Source organism: Streptococcus toyakuensis, assembly GCF_024346585.1.
In the GTDB taxonomy this organism is placed as follows: Bacteria; Bacillota; Bacilli; order Lactobacillales; family Streptococcaceae; genus Streptococcus; species Streptococcus toyakuensis.
In genome coordinates, this window is record NZ_AP024523.1 from 738,547 (window position 1) to 760,108 (window position 21,562).

Consider the following 21,562-nt stretch of genomic DNA (forward strand, 5'->3'; position numbering starts at 1 on the left):
ATGGAAACTGCATTAATTAGTGTCATTTTGCCAGTCTATAATGTGGCGCAGTACCTAGAAAAATCGATAGCTTCCATCCAGAAGCAGACCTATCAGAATCTGGAAATCATTCTTGTGGATGATGGAGCAACGGATGAAAGTGGTCGCTTGTGTGATTCAATCGCTGAACTAGATGATAGGATGTCAGTGCTTCATAAAAAGAATGAAGGTTTGTCGCAAGCACGAAACGATGGAATGAAGCAGGCTCACGGAGATTATCTGATTTTTATTGACTCAGATGATTATATCCATCCAGAAATGATTCAGAGCTTATATGAGCAATTAATTCAAGAAGATGCGGATGTTTCGAGCTGTGGTGTCATGAATGTCTATGCTAATGATGAAAGCCCACAGTCAGCCAATCAGGATGAGTATTTTGTCTGTGATTCTCAAACATTTCTGAGGGAATACCTCATAGGTGAAAAAATACCTGGAACGATCTGCAATAAGCTAATCAAGAGAGAGATTGCAACTGCCCTATCCTTTCCAAAGGGATTGATTTATGAAGATGCTTATTATCATTTTGATTTGATCAAGTTGGCCAAGAAGTATGTGGTTAATACCAAACCCTATTATTACTATTTCCATAGAGGAGATAGTATTACGACTAAACCCTATGCAGAGAAGGATTTAGCCTATATTGATATCTACCAAAAGTTTTATAATGAAGTTGTGAAAAACTATCCTGACTTGAAAGAGGTTGCTTTTTTCAGATTGGCCTATGCCCACTTCTTTATTCTGGATAAGATGTTGCTAGATGATCAGTATAAACAATTTGAAGCCTATTCTCAGATTCATCGTTTTTTAAAAGGCCATGCCTTTGCTATTGCTAGGAATCCAATTTTCCGTAAGGGGAGAAGAATTAGTGCTTTGGCTCTATTCATAAATATTTCCTTATACCGATTCTTATTACTAAAAAATATTGAAAAATCTAAAAAATTACATTAGAACGGGGGTGAGCAAGTGATTGATGGAAAACGATTATTATTTAGTTTGACCATAGTCAGCTATGCCTTGACACTAGTAAGTGGAATTGTGTATCTGTTTAATAATAACAATGTTAGCTTGCTTTCTACTTTATTGTTCTTACTGGTTAGTAGCTTAATTGCTTGTTGGAATGATATCAAGTATTACTTAATCCATTTTATTTTCTTTTTAACTATTTTTGTATTTCTGGTATCAAGGCCGACCATTGATTATTTTAGGGATGGTGCTTTAGATACCTATCATCCCATAGCCTATCGCTTTGCCTTTATAGTCGTCATGGTTTCGATATTGGGATTGACCACAGGGGGGCTCCTAGCTCGCTATTTTATAGCTAGAAAGAAAATACAAGTACCCAAGATAGGAAGTTCTCTAAAAGAGGTTTACATCAAGCGGTTGCGCTTTGTATCGCTAGGAGTTTTTCTTCTAACCTATCCTTTCTATTTCATTCGCTTATTTGAACGACTCATGTATCGCTTGCAGACTTCCTACTATACCTACTATGCAAACTTTGAAAGTAAACTGCCCTATTTTACCTATATCTTATCAACATTTACGGTCTATGCAATGTGTATGTATTTGGCAACCAAGCCAAAGAAATGGCAGGCAACAGCAGTGCTTGTCTCCTTTATTGCAGCTAATACCATTCATTTGGCAATCGGAACACGAAATCCCTTTATTTTAAGTATTTTATTTGCTTTTGTTTATTACTTTATGCGGGAGCAAACTGAAAAGGGAAAATGGATTGGGTTTAAAGAGAAGTTAGCGATTTTTGTAGGGTCTCCTATTCTCATGTTAGCGATGGGAGTGCTCAATTATGTACGGGATAATGTCCAGGTTTCCCATACAGGTTTCTGGGATATCCTGCTCGACTTTATCTATAAACAAGGAACCAGTTTTGGTGTTTTGGCTCGAGGCTTTCTATTTAACAGTAGCCTCCCTTACCGAGATTTACGCAATTTTACTTTTGGTCCTGTCCTTGATTATTTTGCAAGGGGAAGTTTAGGGGCCATTTTCGGAGGAAAAGCCTTTGAACATACAACCAATAGTGTGGAACTAGCTATTGATAGTAATAGTTATGCCCATAATCTATCCTATCTTGTCTTGAACAAGGAATACTTGAAAGGACATGGTATCGGAAGTAGCTATATTATGGAGTTGTATACCGACTATGGTATGATAGGAGTCTTTCTACTTAGTCTCTTGCTAGGTATGTTATTCATAGCCATGCTACAAGTAGCCTATCGTTCAAGAACAATCCTATTTGCCTTGTCCCTACTCATCTTGAATAATCTATTCTTTATGCCAAGAAGTAGCTTTTCAGAAAGTTTCTTCAATTTATTTACAATGCAATTCTGGGGAATTGTTCTTGTGATTATATTCGTAGCGAAAATGCTTACAAAAGAGAACCAGTATCTACTAAACAAAGGAGAAAAAAATCATGTTTGAACATTATTCAGTAGCGGATTTATTTGCAAATCTATACAAAAAACGAAAAGCAAATATTCTAGCTCTCATCGCTTTATTTGCTCTCATTGCTGTACCATTTACAATTAAAGCAGTTAAGAATAAAAATACTGTCAAAGACACAACAAGTTATTCAACTTATATCAGCTATAAAATCACCCCTCCAGAAGATTCAGCTAAAACGATTTTGAATCATCAAATTGGTGGTTATAGTGATTTCTACGGAAAATTGATTGATGGGAATTTGAATGGAGCTTATCTTTTCAATGATGTAGAACCGAGTGAGTTGAAAAAAATTGCCAGTGAATTGGATACGACAGAGACAACCTTGAAAAATTCTACAAGTGACTATTGGTGGAAAAAACTGACTGTCTACTATATGATTGACGATGCAGGGGTTGGTGTGAAAATTTTGACACCAAGTAAAGATGCTAATGACTTGTTGGAGCGAAAAATTGATGGATTGATTGAGAAATTTAAACACACTTATGCAAATGTAAAAATTGAAAAATTGGAAACCATCAACTCTAAAGAATTGAATGCAAATGGTGAGACAGCGCTTGGATTGAATGTGAAAAACTTGATTCTACGTTTAGCTGTTATTGGAGTAGTCTGTGTGATTTTGGTTGTGATGGGAAATGTATTGGTTTATCTCTTTAATCCAACAATCAATAGAGCAGGTGATTTTTCTCAGTATCAAATTGATTTTGTAACAGAGATTACAACAATTGCCAACCTAGCAGATATTCTATCATACAAAAATGCTGGACAAGAATTGACTATTGTTAGCTCAAATAAAGCTATCCTAGATAAATTAAAACAAAATCAAGAGGCTTTGAAAGGAATGCATTTTGTAGATTTACAAGATGTACCATCTCTTTTAGAAAGAGATACCGTCCTTCTTGTTGAAGAATACGGAGTGACTCGTTATAAGAAATTTGAGCAAAGTCTTCAAATTCTCAGAAACTTAAATCGTTCTATCCTCGGTGTAGCAACCTTTAAACTATAAGCTTTCTGATGTATTAGGTCTTCAAAGTTGGCTAAGAGCCGATTTTGAAGGCTTTTTCTATTTGTCTGCAGAAATTTTCTTTTATACTAAATGAAAATCAAAAAGCAAACTAGGAAGCTAGCCGCAGGTTGCTCAAAGCACCGCTTTGAGGTTGTAGATAAAGCTGACGTGGTTTGAAGAGATTTTCGAAGAGTATTAGAGTCTTCTAGAGAAGTTACCTTATGGAAAATCTATCCCGACAGAGGAGCCTTCTTTTGATAAAATCGTAAAAATCTAGTATAATAGATAGAACTGAAAGTATGAGGTTACTAGCAATGAAAATGAAACAAATCAGTGATACAACTTTAAAAATCACGATGTCTTTAGAAGATTTGATGGATCGAGGAATGGAGATTGCTGACTTTCTCGTTCCTCAAGAAAAAACAGAAGAGTTTTTTTATGCCATCTTGGATGAGTTAGAGATGCCTGAGAGCTTTTTGGATACAGGCATGTTGAGCTTCCGTGTGACTCCAAAACCTGATAAGGTAGATGTCTTTGTAACCAAATCAAAGATTGACCAAAATCTAGATTTTGAAGACTTATCGGATTTACCAGATATGGAAGAATTAGCCCAAATGTCGCCAGATGAATTTATCAAAACCTTGGAAAAAAGCATCGCAGACAAAACTAAGGATGATATTGAAGCGATTCAATCTCTAGAGCAAGTAGAAGCCAAGGAAGAAGAGCAGGAGCAGGATGAACAAGAAGTTGAAGGCAAGAAGAAAGAGCCTTACATCTACTACATCCTTTCTTTTTCTAAGTTGGCTGATTTGGTGTCTTTTGCCAAGACAGTGACTTTTGAGATGGAAACTTCTGAACTCTACAAGATGAATGAGCGCTATTATTTGACTATTTTAGTGGATATTGAAAATCATCCAAGTCCATATCCAGCTTGGCTCTTGGCACGTATGCGCGAGTTTGCAGACGATAGTGATATCAGTCGCTCAGTCTTGCAGGAGTATGGTCAAGTCTTGATGAATCACGATGCAGTGCTCAATCTGCAAAAGATTGGATAATCCTTTCTGGAAAGCTATTTCCAGATTTTAAGAAGAGCGAATCATCTGATTCGTTTTTTCTTTTTTAGACTGAAATAGTGATTTACTATAATAGGAATTTTCACAAAATTCTGTTATAATGGCTATATTAGAAAATTTCGAGGAGATAAACATGACAGTTAAAATTGCTTTACTAGGATTTGGTACCGTTGCAAGTGGTGTGCCTTTCCTCCTAAAGGAAAATGGAGAAAAAATCAATCAATCAGCACATTCAGAAATTGAAGTTGCTAAAGTATTGGTCAAGGATGAAGATGAAAAGAATCGCTTGCTTGCAGCAGGGAATGACTTTAACTTTGTAACCAATGTGGATGACATTTTATCAGACCAAGACATTACGATTGTAGTGGAATTGATGGGGCGTATCGAACCAGCTAAGACCTTTATCACTCGTGCCTTGGAAGCTGGAAAGCACGTTGTTACTGCTAACAAGGACCTTTTGGCTGTCCATGGTGCAGAATTGTTAGAAATCGCTAAAGAGAATAATGTAGCACTTTACTATGAAGCAGCAGTAGCTGGTGGGATTCCAATTCTTCGCACTCTAGCAAATTCCTTGGCTTCTGATAAAATCACGCGTGTGCTTGGAGTAGTCAACGGAACTTCCAACTTCATGATGACCAAGATGGTGGAAGAAGGCTGGTCTTATGATGATGCTCTTGCGGAAGCGCAAAGACTTGGTTTTGCAGAAAGCGATCCGACAAATGATGTAGATGGGATTGATGCAGCCTACAAGATGGTTATTTTGAGCCAATTTGCCTTTGGTATGAAGGTTGCCTTTGACGATGTAGCCCACAAGGGGATTCGCAATATCACACCAGAAGATGTGGCTGTAGCCCAAGACCTTGGCTATGTAGTGAAATTGGTCGGTTCTATCGAAGAAACTCCTTCAGGAATTGCTGCAGAAGTAACTCCAACCTTCCTACCCAAAGCACACCCACTTGCTAGCGTGAATGGCGTGATGAACGCTGTCTTTGTAGAATCTATCGGTATTGGTGAGTCTATGTACTACGGACCAGGTGCTGGTCAAAAACCAACTGCAACAAGTGTTGTAGCAGATATTGTCCGTATCGTTCGTCGTTTGAATGATGGTACCATTGGCAAAGACTTCAACGAATATAGCCGTGACTTGGTCTTGGCAAATCCTGAAGATGTCAAAGCTAATTACTACTTCTCAATCTTGGCTCCAGACTCAAAAGGTCAGGTCTTGAAATTGGCTGAAATCTTTAATGCCCAAGATATTTCCTTCAAGCAAATTCTCCAAGATGGAAAAGATGGTGACAAGGCGCGTGTTGTTATCATCACACACAAGATTAATAAAGCCCAGCTTGAAAATGTTTCAGTTGAATTGAAGAAGGTTTCAGAATTCGACCTCTTGAATAGCTTCAAGGTGCTAGGAGAATAAGATGAAGATTATTGTACCTGCAACTAGTGCCAATATCGGGCCGGGTTTTGACTCGGTCGGTGTAGCTGTAACCAAGTATCTTCAAATTGAGGTCTGCGAAGAACGAGATGAGTGGCTGATTGAACACCAGATTGGCAAATGGATTCCTCATGACGAGCGTAATCTCTTGCTCAAAATTGCTTTGCAAATTGTACCAGACTTGCAACCAAGACGTTTAAAAATGACTAGTGATGTTCCCTTGGCACGTGGTTTGGGTTCTTCCAGTTCTGTTATTGTTGCTGGGATTGAACTAGCCAACCAACTGGGCCAGCTCAACTTGTCAGACCATGAAAAATTGCAGTTAGCGACCAAGATTGAAGGGCATCCTGACAATGTGGCTCCAGCCATTTATGGTAATCTCGTTATTGCAAGCTCTGTTGATGGACAAGTTTCTGCTATCGTAGCAGACTTCCCAGAGTGTGATTTCCTAGCCTACATTCCAAACTATGAATTGCGTACTCGCGACAGTCGTGGTGTCTTGCCTAAGAAATTGTCCTATAAGGAAGCTGTTGCAGCTAGTTCTATCGCCAATGTGGCGGTTGCGGCCTTGTTGGCAGGAGACATGGCGACTGCTGGACAAGCAATCGAGGGAGACCTCTTCCACGAGCGCTATCGTCAGGACTTGGTGAGAGAATTTGCGACGATTAAGCAAGTAGCCAAAGAAAATGGTGCCTATGCAACCTACCTCTCTGGTGCTGGGCCGACAGTTATGGTCTTGGCTTCTCATGACAAGATGCCAACGATTAAGGCAGAATTGGAAAAGCAACCCTTCAAAGGAAAGCTTCATGACTTGAAGGTTGATACCCAAGGTGTCCGTGTCGAAGCAAAATAAAGAATAGAAGATAGGATGGGGAAACTCTCGACCAGAGGGCTTCCTATCCTTTTTTTGAAAAGAATTCGAGTTAAAAACTTGATAAAGGAGAAATAAAGATGGCAGAAATTTATCTAGCAGCTGGTTGTTTTTGGGGTCTAGAGGAATATTTTTCACGCATTTCTGGAGTGCTAGCAACCAGTGTCGGCTATGCTAATGGACAAGTCGAAACGACCAATTATCAGCTGCTCAAGGAAACAGACCATGCAGAAACGGTTCAAGTGATTTACGATGAGAAGGCAGTGTCACTCAGAGAAATTTTGCTCTATTATTTCCGAGTCATCGACCCTTTATCCATCAATCAACAAGGGAATGACCGTGGACGTCAGTATCGGACCGGAATTTATTACCAAGATGAAGCTGATTTGCCAGCTATCTACACAGTGGTGCAGGAGCAGGAGCGCATGCTTGGAAGAAAGATTGCAGTAGAGGTGGAGAAACTACGTCATTACATTCTGGCTGAAGATTACCATCAAGACTATCTTAAGAAGAATCCTTCAGGTTACTGTCATATCGATGTGACCGATGCTGAGAAGCCATTGATTGATGCCTCTAACTATGAAAAGCCTAGTCAAGAAGTGTTAAAGGAAAGCTTAACTGAAGAGTCCTATCGTGTCACCCAAGAAGCTGCTACAGAGGCTCCATTTACCAATGCCTATGACCAAACCTTTGAAGAAGGGATTTATGTAGATATCACGACAGGTGAGCCACTCTTTTTTGCCAAGGATAAGTTTGCCTCAGGTTGTGGTTGGCCAAGTTTTAGCCGTCCGATTTCCAAAGAATTGATTCATTATTACAAGGATCTCAGTCATGGAATGGAGCGAATTGAGGTTCGTTCTCGGTCAGGCAATGCTCACTTGGGTCATGTTTTCACAGATGGACCGCGTGAGTTTGGTGGCCTCCGTTACTGTATCAATTCTGCTTCCTTGCGCTTTGTGGCCAAGGATGAGATGGAAGAAGCAGGCTATGGCTATCTACTACCTTACTTAAACAAATAAATCAGAGATGGTGGGTGCTTCCCACTTTCTTCATTTCTAGAAAACGAATAGAAGGGATTTATGAAACACTTACTATCTTACTTTAAACCCTACATCAAGGAATCAATTTTAGCACCCTTGTTCAAGCTACTTGAAGCTGTGTTTGAGCTCTTGGTTCCCATGGTGATTGCTGGGATTGTTGACCAATCCTTGCCCCAAAGAAATCAAGGTCATCTCTGGATGCAGATTGGCCTGCTCCTTATCTTTGCAGTAATTGGTGTTGTAGTGGCCTTAATAGCCCAGTTCTACTCAGCTAAGGCTGCGGTAGGTTTTGCCAAGGAATTGACAAACGACCTCTATCGTCATATTTTGTCTTTACCTAAGGACAGCAGAGACTGTTTGACAACTTCTAGCTTGGTGACTCGCTTGATTTCGGATACCTACCAGATTCAGACTGGTATCAATCAATTCCTACGTCTCTTTTTGCGAGCGCCTATTATCGTTTTTGGTGCCATTTTTATGGCCTATCGAATCTCAGCTGAGCTGACTTTCTGGTTCTTGGCCATGGTTGTCATTTTGACCATTGTTATTGTAGGCCTTTCTCGGTTGGTCAATCCTCTCTACAGCAGTCTGAGAAAGAAAACGGACCAACTAGTTCAGGAAACACGCCAGCAATTACAAGGAATGCGGGTTATTCGTGCTTTTGGACAAGAAAAACGAGAGTTACAGATTTTTCAAACTCTTAACCAAGTTTATGCCATATTGCAAGAAAAAACTGGCTTTTGGTCCAGTTTATTAACACCCCTGACCTATCTGATTGTAAATGGAACTCTCCTCGTTATTATCTGGCAAGGCTATATTTCTATTCAAGGAGGATTGCTGAGTCAAGGTGCTCTCATTGCCCTTATTAATTATCTTTTACAGATTTTGGTGGAATTGGTCAAGCTCGCCATGCTGATCAATTCTCTAAACCAGTCTTACATCTCTGCTAAGCGAATCGAGGAAGTCTTTGCTGAGGCTCCAGAAGATATTCATTTAGAATTAGAGAAAAAGCAAGTTACCAGCAATCAGGTTTTACAAGTTCAAGAACTGACCTTTACCTATCCTGATGCGGCCCAGCCTTCTCTGAGAGACATTTCCTTTGATATGCAGCAAGGGCAAATCCTTGGTATTATTGGGGGAACGGGTTCTGGTAAATCAAGTTTGGTGCAACTCATTCTTGGACTTTATCCAGCAGACAAGGGGAGCATAGACCTTTATCGAGATGGACGTAGTCCTCTTAATTTGGAGCAGTGGCGGTCATGGATTGCCTATGTGCCCCAAAAAGTCGAACTTTTTAAGGGAACTATTCGTTCCAACTTGACTCTAGGTTTCAATCACGAAGTAAGAGACCAAGAACTTTGGCATGCCTTGGAAATTGCTCAAGCCAAGGATTTTGTCAGTGAAAAGGAAGGACTTTTGGATGCTCCAGTTGAGGCAGGAGGACGAAATTTCTCAGGTGGTCAAAAACAAAGACTGTCTATCGCTCGAGCAGTCTTGCGCCAGACTCCGTTTCTCATCCTAGATGATGCAACTTCGGCGCTGGACACCATTACCGAGTCTAGACTCTTGAAAGCTATTCGAGAAAATTTGCCAAATACGAGCTTAATCTTGATTTCTCAACGAACATCGACTTTACAGATGGCAGACCAGATTCTCCTCTTAGAAAAAGGAGAGCTCCTAGCTATCGGCAAGCACGAGGACTTGATGAAATCCAGTCAAGTTTATCGCGAAATCAATGCATCCCAACATGGTAAGGAGGACTAGTATGAGACGACAAACTGCAAACCAGACGCTCAAACGTTTGGCCAAAGATTTAGCAAGTCATCCCTTCCTCCTTTTCCTAGCCTTTCTAGGAACTATTGCCCAGGTTGCCTTATCAATTTATCTTCCTATCTTGATTGGGCAGGTCATTGACCAAGCCATGGTGGCTGGTTCTTCATCAGTTTTTTGGCAGATTTTTCTCCAAATGATCTTGGTGGTCATAGGAAATACCCTTGTGCAGTGGGTCAATCCTCTCCTCTATAATCGCCTAATCTTTTCTTATACCAGAGACTTGCGAGAGCGAATCATCCATAAGCTCCATCGTTTACCGATTGCCTTTGTGGATCGACAAGGAAGTGGAGAAATGGTCAGTCGTGTAACCACGGACATCGAACAGTTGGCAGCTGGCTTGACCATGATTTTTAACCAATTTTTCATTGGTGTCTTGATGATTTTTGTTAGTATTCTAGCCATGCTTCAGATTCATCTCCTCATGACTCTCTTAGTCTTGCTGTTGACGCCACTGTCTATGGTAATTTCACGTTTTATTGCCAAGAGATCCTATCATCTCTTCCAGAAGCAAACAGAGACGAGGGGGATTCAGACACAATTAATTGAAGAATCGTTGAACCAGCAGACCATTATCCAGTCCTTTAATGCTCAGGAAGAGTTTATCCAAAGGCTGCACGAGGCTAATGCCAATTATGCAGGTTATTCTCAGTCAGCTATCTTTTATTCTTCAACAGTTAATCCTTCAACTCGCTTTGTAAATGCGCTCATTTATGCGCTTCTAGCTGGAGTGGGAGCTTATCGTATCATGATAGGCTCTACCTTGACTATCGGGCGTTTAGTGACTTTTTTGAATTATGTCCAACAGTACACTAAGCCCTTTAACGATATTTCCTCAGTTCTAGCCGAATTGCAAAGTGCTCTTGCTTGCGCAGAGCGTGTCTATGCTGTCTTAGATAGCACTGAGCTGGCTGAAACTGGTAAGGAAGTCTTGACCAGTGACCAAGTTAAAGGAGCTATTTCCTTTAAACATGTCTCTTTTGGTTACCATCCTGAAAAGATTTTGATTAAGGATTTATCTATTGATATTCCAGCTGGTAGCAAGGTGGCTATCGTTGGTCCGACAGGTGCTGGCAAATCAACTCTTATCAATCTCCTCATGCGTTTTTATCCTATTAACTTGGGAGATATCTTGCTAGACGGGAAATCCATTTATGACTATAGTCGTGCCTCTTTACGACAACAGTTTGGAATGGTGCTCCAAGAAACCTGGCTTAAGCAAGGGACTATTCATGACAATATTGCCTTTGGTAACCCTGAAGCCAGTCGGGAGCAGGTGATTGCTGCTGCCAAAGCAGCCAATGCAGACTTTTTCATCCAACAGTTGCCACAGGGATACGATACCAAACTGGAAAATGCAGGTGAATCTCTCTCTGTCGGTCAGGCCCAGCTTTTGACTATTGCCCGAGTCTTTCTGGCTATTCCCAAGATTCTTATCTTAGACGAAGCAACTTCATCCATCGATACGCGGACAGAAGTGCTGGTTCAGGATGCCTTTGCAAAACTCATGAAGGGGCGTACAAGCTTTATCATTGCCCACCGCTTGTCAACCATTCAGGATGCGGATATGATTCTAGTCTTAGTGGATGGTGATATTGTTGAGTATGGGAACCATCAGAAACTCATGGCTCGAAAGGGCAAGTATTACCAAATGCAGCAAGCTACAGCTTTTAGCTCTGAATAATCCTTTCTACTTTGAAATCTTATGGACAAAAAAAGTTGCCTTCGGGTGACTTTTTTGTTACAATAGCTAGAAAAATTGTTCACTGTAATATTCAATGAAAATCAAAGAGCAAACTAGGAAGCTAGCCGTAGCTTGCTCAAAGCACTGCTTTGAGGTTGTAGATAAGACTGACGAAGTCATTAACCATATATCTACGGGAAGGTGAAGCTGACGTGGTGTGAAGAGATTTTCGAAGAGTATAAATGATCTTTTAGAAAAGGAGCCTGTAATGAAAGTCTTTCAGCATGTAAATATCGTGACTTGTGATCAAGATTTCCATGTCTATATAGATGGAATCTTAGCTGTTAAGGATTCTCAAATCGTATATATCGGTCAAGAGAAGTCAGAGATTTTAGAGCAAGCTGAGCAGATTATAGACTATCAGGGAGCCTGGATCATGCCTGGTTTGGTTAATTGCCACACTCATTCTGCTATGACAGGTTTGAGAGGGATTCGAGATGATAGCAATCTCCATGAATGGCTCAATGACTATATCTGGCCAGCAGAAGCTGAGTTTACTCCCGACATGACTACCAAGGCGGTCAAAGAAGCTCTGACAGAGATGCTCCAGTCAGGAACAACAACCTTTAATGATATGTATAATCCCAATGGTGTGGATATTGAGCGGATTTATCAGGCAGTGAAAGATTCTAAGATGCGTTGTTATTTCTCACCGACCCTCTTTTCTTCAGAGGCAGAAACAACTACTGAGACCATTACTAGAACACGAGGCATCATCGAGGAAATCTTAGGATATGAAAATCCAAATTTCAAGGTTATGGTAGCTCCTCACTCTCCTTACAGCTGTAGTAGAGATTTGCTGGAAACGAGCTTAGATATGGCGAAAGAACTGAATATTCCAATCCATATCCATGTTGCGGAGACCAAGGAGGAATCAGGCATTATCCTGAAACGATACGGTAAACGTCCACTCGCCTTTCTAGAAGAACTGGGTTACTTAGAGCATCCGTCTGTCTTTGCTCACGGGGTCGAATTAAACGAGCGAGAAATTGAACGTTTGGCAACCTCTCAAGTAGCTATCGCCCACAACCCTATCAGTAACCTCAAACTGGCCTCAGGAATCGCTCCAATCATCCAACTCCAAAAAGCGGGAGTGGCAGTAGGAATTGCGACAGATTCAGTTGCTTCCAACAACAATCTTGATATGTTTGAGGAAGGACGGACAGCAGCACTACTACAGAAAATGAAGAGTGGAGATGCCAGTCAATTTCCTATCGAAACAGCTCTCAAAGCTCTAACGATAGAAGGTGCTAAGGTTCTTGGAATGGAAAATGAAATAGGAAGTCTGGAAGTTGGCAAGCAAGCAGATTTTCTGGTCATCCAACCACAAGGGAAAATCCATCTTCAACCCCAAGAAAATATGCTCTCTCACCTAGTCTATGCAGTCAAATCCAGCGACGTTGATGATGTTTATATCGCTGGAGAACAGATTGTTAAGCAAGGTCAAGTCCTGACAGTAGAACTTTAAAAGAAAAATCACGAAAAAATTTTAAAAAAAGTTTGCAAAAATCTTGCATTCTTTTTTTGACTATGCTATACTTATATACGGTTTGAAAAAACTGCCTAAGACAGTAGGGGAGCTCGACTCATAAGTATCCTACCGAGGACAAAACGTATCATGTAAAAAGAAGCGTATTGTACTTTCGTGTCTAGGTTTGGGCGCGTTTTTCTTTTGGAAAAATTCCCCAAGCAAAATAATAACGGAGGTGAACACACTAATGAGTGAAGCAATTATTGCTAAAAAAGCGGAACTAGTTGACGTAGTAGCTGAGAAAATGAAAGCTGCTGCATCTATCGTCGTTGTAGACGCTCGTGGTTTGACAGTTGAGCAAGATACAGTTCTTCGTCGTGAGCTTCGTGGAAGCGAAGTTGAGTATAAAGTTATTAAAAACTCAATCTTGCGTCGTGCAGCTGAAAAAGCTGGTCTTGAAGATCTTGCATCTGTATTTGTTGGACCATCTGCAGTAGCATTTTCTAACGAAGATGTTATCGCACCAGCGAAAATCTTGAACGACTTTTCTAAAAACGCTGAAGCACTTGAAATCAAAGGTGGTGCAATCGAAGGCGCTGTCGCATCTAAAGAAGAGATTCTTGCTCTTGCAACTCTTCCAAACCGCGAAGGACTTCTTTCTATGCTCCTTTCTGTACTTCAAGCGCCAGTGCGCAACGTTGCTCTTGCAGTCAAAGCGGTTGCAGACAACAAAGAAGACGCAGCTTAATCTTAAGCTACGCAGCGTAGCCTAGCTACGAAAATCTATTATAAATTTAAAACATATTTGGAGGAAATAACAATGGCATTGAACATTGAAAACATTATTGCTGAAATTAAAGAAGCTTCAATCCTTGAATTGAACGACCTTGTAAAAGCTATCGAAGAAGAATTTGGTGTAACTGCAGCTGCTCCTGTAGCTGTTGCTGCAGCTGGTGCTGCTGACGCTGGTGCTGCTAAAGATTCATTCGACGTTGAATTGACATCTGCAGGCGACAAAAAAGTTGGCGTTATCAAAGTTGTACGTGAAATCACAGGTCTTGGACTTAAAGAAGCTAAAGAACTTGTTGACGGTGCACCAGCACTTGTTAAAGAAGGCGTTGCAACTGCAGAAGCTGAAGAAATCAAAGCTAAATTGGAAGAAGCTGGAGCTTCAGTTACTCTTAAATAATAGAGCGACTACATTAGTAGCTTAAAAACATGATTAAACCGCTATTCTTAGGAGTAGCGGTTTTATCTGTTTAGAATGGTAAATCTACCTATAAATTATGCTCTGAACGAAAGTTCTAGGGTAGGGTGTCTTTTTTCTAACAGTTACTAGAATCTTGTTATAAATTCAATTTTCTTCTTGACTCTGACCTTAGGTAAGGGATTATACTAATAGTAGATAAGAAAGGAGATTATTATGCAAATCAATATGATTCGTTCAGATAAAGTTTATCAAGAGATGCTCGAGCTACCTTTAGAAAAGAGAGAAGGTTGCTTTCGAGCTAAAATATTAGCACCTTTTGCAACCAAATATCAAACTCAACACATTCCTCTGAAAGCAAAGTATCCTGGAGGATTTGATGCTCTTTTCCTACTTGGCTTTATGAACCAGTTACCCTCAACTCTCTCAGAAAAGGATAGACCAGCTATCGACTCTCTGAGCTCTGATCAACTCTGGCAGGACTGCCAGGATACCATCAAAAGGAGTATTGGGCTTTTTGAGCAGGCTGGCTATGACTTAGATGTTGAGGATTACCATTTTACTATTTTATTGGGCAATCCAGAAAAACCTATGCTACAGCTCAATAAGGGTTATAGCGGAGATGGCGGAATTCCAGGCTACCTCATGCTTAGTCTGCTACCAAATGACTATACTTTACCACGTGTGCAGGCTGCGTTGGCTCACGAGTGCAATCACAATGTCCGCTTTCAATTTGTCAAATGGAATCAGCAGACGACACTAGCAGACTGGGTAGTCAGTGAAGGCTTGGCAGAGTCTTTTGCTGCTGAACTCTATGGTAAGGAGCTCATCGGACCTTGGGTCACTTCAACCAGTCCAGAGCAATTAGAGAAGATTAAGCCCATCATCTCAAGTCAGCTTCAGCTAACAGGGATGGCGGAAATGGCTCCTTATCTCTACGGTGATGAAATTGCCGAGATTCAAGGTCAAATACCAGTCGGTATGCCTTATGCTGCGGGCTATGCTTATGGCTATCATCTGATACAAGCCTATCTGAAAAAGACTGGCAAGAGCATTATTGAAGCGACAGTAACATCGACAGAAGAGATTTTAGAGGCGACAAAAGACTTTTGGCAATGACATATTTTTGCTTGCAAATCTGCCAGAGTTTGATATAATGAAAGTAATTTTTGGAGGTGACTATATGCACTATAAAAGAGTTGAATTAAAGGTCACAAATCAAGGTATACATGAACGCAAGATCTTTCAAGGTGTTAAGATTTTCAGTCGTAGCAAGTTATCCAAAGATCAGAAAAGCATTCTAACACAGAAGCTTTACCTGACTCCGAAGCACAACATTGTTTACTATCAACGTACAGACGTCAACTATGACCAGAACTGGCATCATAATAAGGACTATTACGAATTAGCTTATGGTCAGATGGATAGAGAGACGGTTTTTAAGGTTTGCCAAGAATTTGATGAACTAAGTTCTTTTCTGGAAAATGAGCTGCTGAAGAAGCTAAAAGAAAAGCTGGTAGCAGGAAAATTTTTTGAAAAATTAGATATATAAAAATCCGACTGCTTTCATAAGCAGTCGGATTTCTTCTAGTTTGATAGTGCTGAAACAATACCTTTACTATCATAGCATTGGCTACATTTTTAAAAGTTGTTTTAGCTGTGTTGAGGATCTTGATTCTGATATCCTCGAGACGACCAGAGTATACTAACATCTATTCATCTGATGAGAGGGATTTTATCATCCAGATATTCATAGCAGGGTGGCCGGCGGCGTTAGAAAGTGGTTCTTGCAGTAATGTAAAACCGTAGTGTTGATAGATGGCCACGGCCGTAGCCAGTTCAGTAGAGGTTTCTAGATAAAGTTGTTCATAACCTGCTAGGCGGGCTTCATGGATTATCCGCTTTATCAACCTGCTGGAATAACCTTTGCCACGGCAATTTTTAGTGACATACAGTTTTTGTAATTCAGCAATCTTATCGGACACAGGTGCAAAGCCACCACAGCCAACCAGCTGCCCTTCATCTTCCAGAACAAAGTAAGCTGCTCTCTCTTGCTGTTGATAATAGTCGGCCAAATGATCTAGATGAGAATCAAAGTAGACAGTTCCTGGTTTGTCAAGCCCAAATTCCTCTAAGCTAGCTCGAATGAGCTGCGCTACAGCTGGATTATCTCTTACTTCCATTGGCCGTAAGTTCATCATTTGTCCTCTGATAGGATGTATCGACTAATTAAACAATACCTTGGGCAATCATAGCGTTTGCTACGTTTTCGAAGGCAGCGATATTTGCTCCTGCAAGGTAGTCGGTACCAAGTCCGTATGTTTCAGCAGTTGTTTTAGCTGTGTTGAAGATGTTGGTCATGATGTCTTTGAGGCGTCCATCAACTTCTTCACGAGTCCATGAGAGGCGAAGACTATTTTGGCTCATTTCAAGAGCTGAAACGGCTACACCACCAGCGTTGGCAGCTTTGGCAGGTCCGTAGAAGATACCATTTTCTTTGTAAACTTTGATGGCATCAAGATCGCTTGGCATGTTGGCACCTTCAGAGACACAGATAACGCCTTGAGCAACCAAGCGTTTAGCTGCTTCACCATTGATTTCGTTTTGAGTCGCACATGGAAGAGCGATATCGTAGTTACCAGCGTAAGTCCATACAGAACCTTCATGATAAGTAGCAGTCGCTTTCTCAGCAGCATACTCAGTCAAACGAGCGCGACGTTTTTCTTTAACATCAACCAAAAGATCGAAGTCGATACCATTTTCATCGATGACATAACCGTTTGAGTCAGATACAGAGATAACAGTAGCACCGAGTTCAGTTGCTTTTTGGAGAGCGTATTGGGCAACGTTACCAGAACCTGAAATAACCACTTTCTTACCAGCAAAGCTGTTACCGTTAGCTTTGAGCATTTCTTCAGTATAGTAAACCAAACCGTAACCAGTTGCTTCTGGACGAATCAAGCTACCACCAAATCCAAGAGGTTTACCAGTCAAGACACCAGCATCAAATTGGTTAAGGCGTTTGTATTGACCGTAAAGATAACCGATTTCACGTCCACCAACACCGATATCACCAGCAGGTACGTCTAGTGATGGTCCGATGTGTTTTTGCAACTCAGTCATGAAGCTTTGGCAGAAGCGCATCACTTCAGCATCTGTTTTACCTTTAGGATCGAAGTCTGATCCACCTTTACCTCCACCGATAGGAAGTCCAGTCAAGACGTTTTTAAAGATTTGTTCAAATCCGAGGAATTTCAAAATCCCTTGGTTTACAGTTGGGTGGAAACGAAGTCCGCCTTTATATGGTCCAACAGCTGAGTTGAATTGAACACGGTAACCGCGGTTGACTTGAACTTTTCCATCACGGTCAACCCAAGGAACACGGAAAGAAATCACGCGCTCAGGCTCAGTAATACGTGCTAAGATATTTTCTTCAATATACTCAGGGTGTTTTTCAAATACAGGTTCCAAAGTGTTGAAAAATTCTTCAACAGCTTGGAGGAATTCAGCCTCGTGCCCGTTACGAGCTTTTACAGTTTCAAACACGCTTTGGATATATTCTTTAGCAGATGTCATATCGTTCTCCTTAAATTCTAATTTAATTATGTGTGTCATTATAGCAGAATTTTTTTTAACTGTAAAGAGAAAAACAAAAATTTTCTAAAAATTCTTTCAATTTGATTTTTGGGGTTGTTTGAAATTGGAATTTTTTGAAATTGGATAAAAAACGAACGTTTTTCTTATAAATGACTTTCTTAAAGAGAAAAGCTGAAAATATGGTATAATATTAGAAATAAATGGAATCCGGAGGATCAGAATCATGGTATCAACGAAAACACAAATTGCTGGTTTTGAGTTTGACAATTGTTTGATGAATGCAGCAGGTGTGGCTTGTATGACGATAGAGGAGCTGGAAGGGGTTAAAAACTCAGCGGCAGGAACTTTTGTGACCAAGACAGCGACCTTGGACTTTCGTCAGGGAAATCCTGAGCCACGCTACAAAGATGTTCCACTTGGTTCCATTAACTCTATGGGCTTGCCGAATAATGGCTTAGACTACTATCTGGACTATCTTTTGGACTTGCAGGAAAAAGAGCCAAACCGAACGTTCTTCCTATCTCTAGTCGGCATGTCTCCAGAAGAAACCCATACTATCTTGAAAAAAGTCCAAGAGAGTGATTTTCGTGGTCTGACTGAGCTAAACCTTTCCTGTCCAAATGTTCCAGGTAAACCTCAGATTGCCTATGATTTTGAGACAACAGATCGGATTTTGGCAGAGGTGTTTGCCTACTTCACTAAACCTCTGGGAATTAAATTGCCACCATATTTTGACATTGTTCACTTTGACCAAGCGGCAGCTATTTTCAACAAGTATCCGCTCAAGTTTGTCAACTGTGTCAACTCTATCGGAAACGGCCTTTATATAGAAGATGAGTCCGTCGTTATTCGTCCTAAAAATGGTTTCGGTGGCATTGGTGGAGAATATATCAAACCGACTGCGCTAGCCAATGTTCATGCCTTTTATCAACGTTTAAATCCTCAAATCCAAATCATCGGAACAGGTGGCGTTCTGACTGGTCGTGATGCCTTTGAACATATCCTCTGTGGAGCAAGTATGGTGCAGGTAGGAACAACTCTTCATAAAGAAGGTGTTGGAGCTTTTGAACGCATTACTAATGAACTGAAAGCAATCATGGGGGAAAAAGGGTACGAAAGCCTAGAAGATTTCCGTGGGAAATTGCGCTATATTGATTAAATTCATAAAAAAATCAGAAGAAAGGAAAGAAGATGCTAGCCATTGAAGAAAGTCAGAAGTTGACTTTATCAAATTTACCGAGCCTGAGCCTATTTACAGGGACAGATCAGGGTCAGTTTGAAGTTATGAAGAGTCAAGTATTGAAACAGATTGGTTATGATTCTGCTGACCTCAACTTTGCCTACTTTGATATGAAAGAAGTAGTATACAAGGATGTGGAACTGGAGTTGGTCAGCCTTCCTTTCTTTGCGGATGAAAAAATCGTGATATTAGACCATTTTGTCGATATAACGACTGCTAAAAAGCGCTTTTTGACAGATGATGAGCTCAAGTCATTTGAGGAATACCTTGACAATCCTTCACCAACAACCAAGTTGTTAATCTTTGCAGAAGGAAAGCTGGATAGCAAAAGACGGTTGGTTAAATTACTTAAGCGTGATGCCAAGGTTTTTGACGCAGTAGAGGCCAAAGAACAAGAACTGCGCCAGTATTTCCAAAAGTGGAGTCAGAAACAAGGCCTGCAGTTTGCTAATCATTCTTTTGAAAATCTCCTCATCAAGTCGGGTTTTCAATTTAGCGAAATCCAGAAAAATCTCCTTTTTTTACAATCCTATAAGGAAGACTCTGTTATAGAGGAAGAGGATATTGTCAACGCTATTCCCAAGACCTTACAGGACAATATTTTTGATTTAACTCAGTTTATTCTGACTAAAAAGATGGACCAGGCGCGTGATTTGGTTAGAGACTTGACCTTGCAAGGTGAAGATGAAATCAAACTGATTGCAGTCATGCTAGGACAATTTCGGACTTTTACTCAGGTGAAGATTTTGGCGGAGTCTGGGCAAACAGAATCGCAGATTGGAAGTAGTTTAGGTAGTTTTCTCGGACGCAATCCTAATCCCTATCAAATCAAGTTTGCGCTGAGAGATTCAAAAGGACTTTCCTTTAGCTTTTTGAAGCAAGCTATTTCTTATTTGATTGAGACAGACTATCAGATTAAGACTGGTCTTTATGAAAAAGGTTTCCTTTTTGAAAAGGCACTCCTGCAGATTGCTAGTCAGGTCAATTGACATTTTTTGAAACTAAAACCCGCGTCAGGATTATCTTGTCGTGGGTTTCTTAGTGATTTGCTTATTCTATACTCAATGAAAATCAAAGAGCAAACTAGCCGCAGGCTATACTTGAGTACGGCAAGGCGACGTTGACGCGGTTTGAAGAGATTTTCGAAGAGTATTATTAGAAAGTATTTCAGTGATTTCTTCATCTATAAGCAAAAAACTTGAAAAAAGTGAATGTTTGCGTTATCATTTTCATATAGAAAGAAAAAGAGGTATTACAGATGGCTATTATCTTACCAGATCTTCCATATGCATACGACGCTTTGGAACCATACATCGATGCGGAAACAATGCACTTGCACCATGACAAACACCATCAAACTTATGTCAACAATGCTAATGCAGCTCTAGAAAAACACCCTGAAATCGGTGAAGACCTTGAAGCCTTGCTTGCTGATGTAGAATCTATTCCAGCTGATATCCGTCAAGCGCTTATCAACAATGGTGGTGGACACTTGAACCACGCTCTTTTCTGGGAATTGATGACTCCTGAGAAAACAGCTCCATCAGCAGAACTTGCAGCAGCAATCGATGCAACATTTGGTTCATTTGAAGAATTCCAAGCAGCCTTCACTGCAGCAGCAACAACTCGTTTTGGTTCAGGATGGGCATGGTTGGTTGTCAACAAAGAAGGGAAACTTGAAGTGACTTCAACAGCAAACCAGGACACACCAATCTCAGAAGGCAAAAAACCAATCTTGGGCTTGGACGTTTGGGAACATGCTTACTATGTGAAATACCGCAACGTGCGTCCTGACTACATCAAAGCTTTCTTCTCAGTGATCAACTGGAACAAAGTAGATGAACTGTACGCAGCTGCTAAATAATGATAGTTGGAGGGAAGAATTGTTCTTCTCTTTTTAAGGTTATATTATTTTGGTCTGACAAAATCGTCAGACTTTTTTCATTTTTATGAGAAACGTGCTAACTGCTAGAAATTATGGTAGAATAAAGTATTAAGTAATCGTGGAAAAAGGATATCTATGCGAAAAGAAATTGCACCTGAATTATACAACTATAACAAGTTTCCTGGTCCTGAGTTTCATTTACACGGGGACAAGGTCGAAACGGAAGGGATAGCTTTTTCCTTGGTGGAAAATAGCAAAGATGCCTTTGATGTGACGGCTTTTAATCAGCGTTTTTCAGAAGTCTTAACCAAGTTTGATTATATCGTGGGAGACTGGAGCAATGAACAGCTTCGCCTACGAGGGTTTTACAAGGATGACCGAACAGATGAAAAACTTGAAAAAATCAGTCGTTTACAAGACTACCTTTTAGAGTATTGTAGTTATGGTTGTGCCTATTTTGTCTTAGAAAATGAAGCCCCTAAGCGAGCGTCATTTGACAAGAAAATGCGTAAGAAGGAAGAAGAACAGCCTTCTAGAAAAGGAAAGAAACCGGCTCAAACTAAACGAAAACCGAATGCAGATAAGAAAAATAGACGTCGTCAGAAAGATCAGCATTCTCAGAAAGAGGACAAGGGACAACGTCATTTTGTCATTCGTCAGAAGTGAG

20 protein-coding genes and 1 other annotated feature are annotated in these 21,562 nt (G+C 40.5%); of the genes, 18 read left to right on the top strand and 2 right to left on the bottom strand.

Annotation, left to right across the window (positions count from 1 at the left end):
• From STYK_RS03855 to STYK_RS03920, 14 genes are all read left to right on the top strand, one after another.
• On the top strand, positions 1-987 hold the full coding sequence (locus STYK_RS03855) for a glycosyltransferase family 2 protein (RefSeq protein WP_261805276.1): 987 nt from the start codon (positions 1-3) through the stop codon (positions 985-987).
• A gap of 15 nt (positions 988-1,002) precedes the next feature.
• On the top strand, positions 1,003-2,472 hold the full coding sequence (locus STYK_RS03860; protein WP_261805277.1) for an O-antigen polysaccharide polymerase Wzy family protein: 1,470 nt from the start codon (positions 1,003-1,005) through the stop codon (positions 2,470-2,472).
• Complete coding sequence (tarQ, locus tag STYK_RS03865) at positions 2,465-3,499, top strand: teichoic acid biosynthesis protein TarQ (RefSeq protein ID WP_084923949.1); 1,035 nt, start codon at positions 2,465-2,467, stop codon at positions 3,497-3,499. The genes STYK_RS03860 and tarQ overlap by 8 nt, the downstream gene beginning before the upstream one ends.
• 314 nt (positions 3,500-3,813) lie before the next feature.
• A complete protein-coding gene (mecA, locus tag STYK_RS03870; protein ID WP_261805278.1) occupies positions 3,814-4,554 on the top strand; it encodes an adaptor protein MecA in 741 nt (246 codons plus the stop codon).
• A gap of 151 nt (positions 4,555-4,705) precedes the next feature.
• Positions 4,706-5,992, top strand: coding sequence for a homoserine dehydrogenase (locus STYK_RS03875; protein WP_261805279.1), 1,287 nt, complete (start codon positions 4,706-4,708; stop codon positions 5,990-5,992).
• 1 nt (position 5,993) lies between these two features.
• The gene (thrB, locus tag STYK_RS03880) at positions 5,994-6,863 is read left to right on the top strand and encodes a homoserine kinase (protein WP_261805280.1); all 870 of its coding nucleotides are present in this window, start codon (positions 5,994-5,996) and stop codon (positions 6,861-6,863) included.
• Between the two features lie 98 nt (positions 6,864-6,961).
• Positions 6,962-7,900: a peptide-methionine (R)-S-oxide reductase MsrB gene (msrB, locus tag STYK_RS03885; protein ID WP_084923943.1), complete on the top strand. Its 939-nt coding sequence runs from the start codon at positions 6,962-6,964 to the stop codon at positions 7,898-7,900.
• Between the two features lie 60 nt (positions 7,901-7,960).
• A complete protein-coding gene (locus STYK_RS03890) occupies positions 7,961-9,685 on the top strand; it encodes an ABC transporter ATP-binding protein (protein ID WP_261805281.1) in 1,725 nt (574 codons plus the stop codon).
• 1 nt (position 9,686) lies between these two features.
• Positions 9,687-11,435, top strand: a complete 1,749-nt coding sequence (locus STYK_RS03895; protein ID WP_261805282.1) for an ABC transporter ATP-binding protein — start codon at positions 9,687-9,689, stop codon at positions 11,433-11,435.
• Between the two features lie 268 nt (positions 11,436-11,703).
• Positions 11,704-12,963, top strand: coding sequence for a TRZ/ATZ family protein (locus STYK_RS03900; protein ID WP_261805283.1), 1,260 nt, complete (start codon positions 11,704-11,706; stop codon positions 12,961-12,963).
• A 76-nt stretch (positions 12,964-13,039) separates the two neighbouring features.
• Positions 13,040-13,175 (top strand) — a sequence feature (ribosomal protein L10 leader region).
• A 38-nt stretch (positions 13,176-13,213) separates the two neighbouring features.
• Positions 13,214-13,714, top strand: coding sequence for a 50S ribosomal protein L10 (rplJ, locus tag STYK_RS03905; RefSeq protein ID WP_001287277.1), 501 nt, complete (start codon positions 13,214-13,216; stop codon positions 13,712-13,714).
• Positions 13,715-13,786: 72 nt separating this feature from the next.
• Entirely contained in the window at positions 13,787-14,155 is a 369-nt protein-coding gene (rplL, locus tag STYK_RS03910) for a 50S ribosomal protein L7/L12 (RefSeq protein WP_001196965.1), read from the top strand.
• 234 nt (positions 14,156-14,389) lie between these two features.
• Complete coding sequence (locus tag STYK_RS03915; RefSeq protein ID WP_247947397.1) at positions 14,390-15,292, top strand: DUF2268 domain-containing putative Zn-dependent protease; 903 nt, start codon at positions 14,390-14,392, stop codon at positions 15,290-15,292.
• A 64-nt stretch (positions 15,293-15,356) separates the two neighbouring features.
• Positions 15,357-15,725 (top strand): EXLDI protein, encoded by a 369-nt coding sequence (locus STYK_RS03920; protein ID WP_247947398.1) that lies wholly within the window; start codon positions 15,357-15,359, stop codon positions 15,723-15,725.
• 160 nt (positions 15,726-15,885) lie between these two features.
• Here STYK_RS03920 and STYK_RS03925 read toward each other — a convergent pair whose 3' ends face one another.
• Both STYK_RS03925 and gdhA read right to left on the bottom strand, forming a co-directional pair.
• On the bottom strand, positions 15,886-16,371 hold the full coding sequence (locus tag STYK_RS03925) for a GNAT family N-acetyltransferase (protein ID WP_247947399.1): 486 nt from the start codon (positions 16,369-16,371) through the stop codon (positions 15,886-15,888).
• Positions 16,372-16,402: 31 nt separating this feature from the next.
• Positions 16,403-17,749 (bottom strand): NADP-specific glutamate dehydrogenase, encoded by a 1,347-nt coding sequence (gdhA, locus tag STYK_RS03930; protein ID WP_261100700.1) that lies wholly within the window; start codon positions 17,747-17,749, stop codon positions 16,403-16,405.
• Positions 17,750-17,993: 244 nt separating this feature from the next.
• Here gdhA and STYK_RS03935 point away from each other — a divergent pair, with 244 nt between their 5' ends.
• The 4 genes from STYK_RS03935 to STYK_RS03950 all read left to right on the top strand — a co-directional run bounded on the left by STYK_RS03935 (position 17,994) and on the right by STYK_RS03950 (position 21,561).
• The gene (locus STYK_RS03935) at positions 17,994-18,929 is read left to right on the top strand and encodes a dihydroorotate oxidase (protein ID WP_261100699.1); all 936 of its coding nucleotides are present in this window, start codon (positions 17,994-17,996) and stop codon (positions 18,927-18,929) included.
• A 32-nt stretch (positions 18,930-18,961) separates the two neighbouring features.
• Positions 18,962-19,999, top strand: a complete 1,038-nt coding sequence (gene holA, locus STYK_RS03940) for a DNA polymerase III subunit delta (protein ID WP_261805284.1) — start codon at positions 18,962-18,964, stop codon at positions 19,997-19,999.
• A gap of 269 nt (positions 20,000-20,268) precedes the next feature.
• Positions 20,269-20,874: a superoxide dismutase SodA gene (gene sodA, locus STYK_RS03945; RefSeq protein WP_000974733.1), complete on the top strand. Its 606-nt coding sequence runs from the start codon at positions 20,269-20,271 to the stop codon at positions 20,872-20,874.
• A 156-nt stretch (positions 20,875-21,030) separates the two neighbouring features.
• A complete protein-coding gene (locus tag STYK_RS03950) occupies positions 21,031-21,561 on the top strand; it encodes a YutD family protein (RefSeq protein ID WP_261805285.1) in 531 nt (176 codons plus the stop codon).
• Position 21,562: the final 1 nt, after the last annotated feature.

Bases quoted from the DNA above. Each gene is read 5' to 3' on its own strand.
- STYK_RS03855 (WP_261805276.1), top strand. From the start codon at position 1: ATGGAAACTGCATTAATTAGTGTCATTTTGCCAGTCTATAATGTGGCG.
- tarQ (WP_084923949.1), top strand. From the start codon at position 2,465: ATGTTTGAACATTATTCAGTAGCGGATTTATTTGCAAATCTATACAAA.
- mecA (WP_261805278.1), top strand. From the start codon at position 3,814: ATGAAAATGAAACAAATCAGTGATACAACTTTAAAAATCACGATGTCT.
- STYK_RS03875 (WP_261805279.1), top strand. From the start codon at position 4,706: ATGACAGTTAAAATTGCTTTACTAGGATTTGGTACCGTTGCAAGTGGT.
- thrB (WP_261805280.1), top strand. From the start codon at position 5,994: ATGAAGATTATTGTACCTGCAACTAGTGCCAATATCGGGCCGGGTTTT.
- msrB (WP_084923943.1), top strand. From the start codon at position 6,962: ATGGCAGAAATTTATCTAGCAGCTGGTTGTTTTTGGGGTCTAGAGGAA.
- STYK_RS03890 (WP_261805281.1), top strand. From the start codon at position 7,961: ATGAAACACTTACTATCTTACTTTAAACCCTACATCAAGGAATCAATT.
- STYK_RS03895 (WP_261805282.1), top strand. From the start codon at position 9,687: ATGAGACGACAAACTGCAAACCAGACGCTCAAACGTTTGGCCAAAGAT.
- STYK_RS03900 (WP_261805283.1), top strand. From the start codon at position 11,704: ATGAAAGTCTTTCAGCATGTAAATATCGTGACTTGTGATCAAGATTTC.
- rplJ (WP_001287277.1), top strand. From the start codon at position 13,214: ATGAGTGAAGCAATTATTGCTAAAAAAGCGGAACTAGTTGACGTAGTA.
- rplL (WP_001196965.1), top strand. From the start codon at position 13,787: ATGGCATTGAACATTGAAAACATTATTGCTGAAATTAAAGAAGCTTCA.
- STYK_RS03915 (WP_247947397.1), top strand. From the start codon at position 14,390: ATGCAAATCAATATGATTCGTTCAGATAAAGTTTATCAAGAGATGCTC.
- STYK_RS03920 (WP_247947398.1), top strand. From the start codon at position 15,357: ATGCACTATAAAAGAGTTGAATTAAAGGTCACAAATCAAGGTATACAT.
- STYK_RS03925 (WP_247947399.1), bottom strand. From the start codon at position 16,371: ATGAACTTACGGCCAATGGAAGTAAGAGATAATCCAGCTGTAGCGCAG.
- gdhA (WP_261100700.1), bottom strand. From the start codon at position 17,749: ATGACATCTGCTAAAGAATATATCCAAAGCGTGTTTGAAACTGTAAAA.
- STYK_RS03935 (WP_261100699.1), top strand. From the start codon at position 17,994: ATGGTATCAACGAAAACACAAATTGCTGGTTTTGAGTTTGACAATTGT.
- holA (WP_261805284.1), top strand. From the start codon at position 18,962: ATGCTAGCCATTGAAGAAAGTCAGAAGTTGACTTTATCAAATTTACCG.
- sodA (WP_000974733.1), top strand. From the start codon at position 20,269: ATGGCTATTATCTTACCAGATCTTCCATATGCATACGACGCTTTGGAA.
- STYK_RS03950 (WP_261805285.1), top strand. From the start codon at position 21,031: ATGCGAAAAGAAATTGCACCTGAATTATACAACTATAACAAGTTTCCT.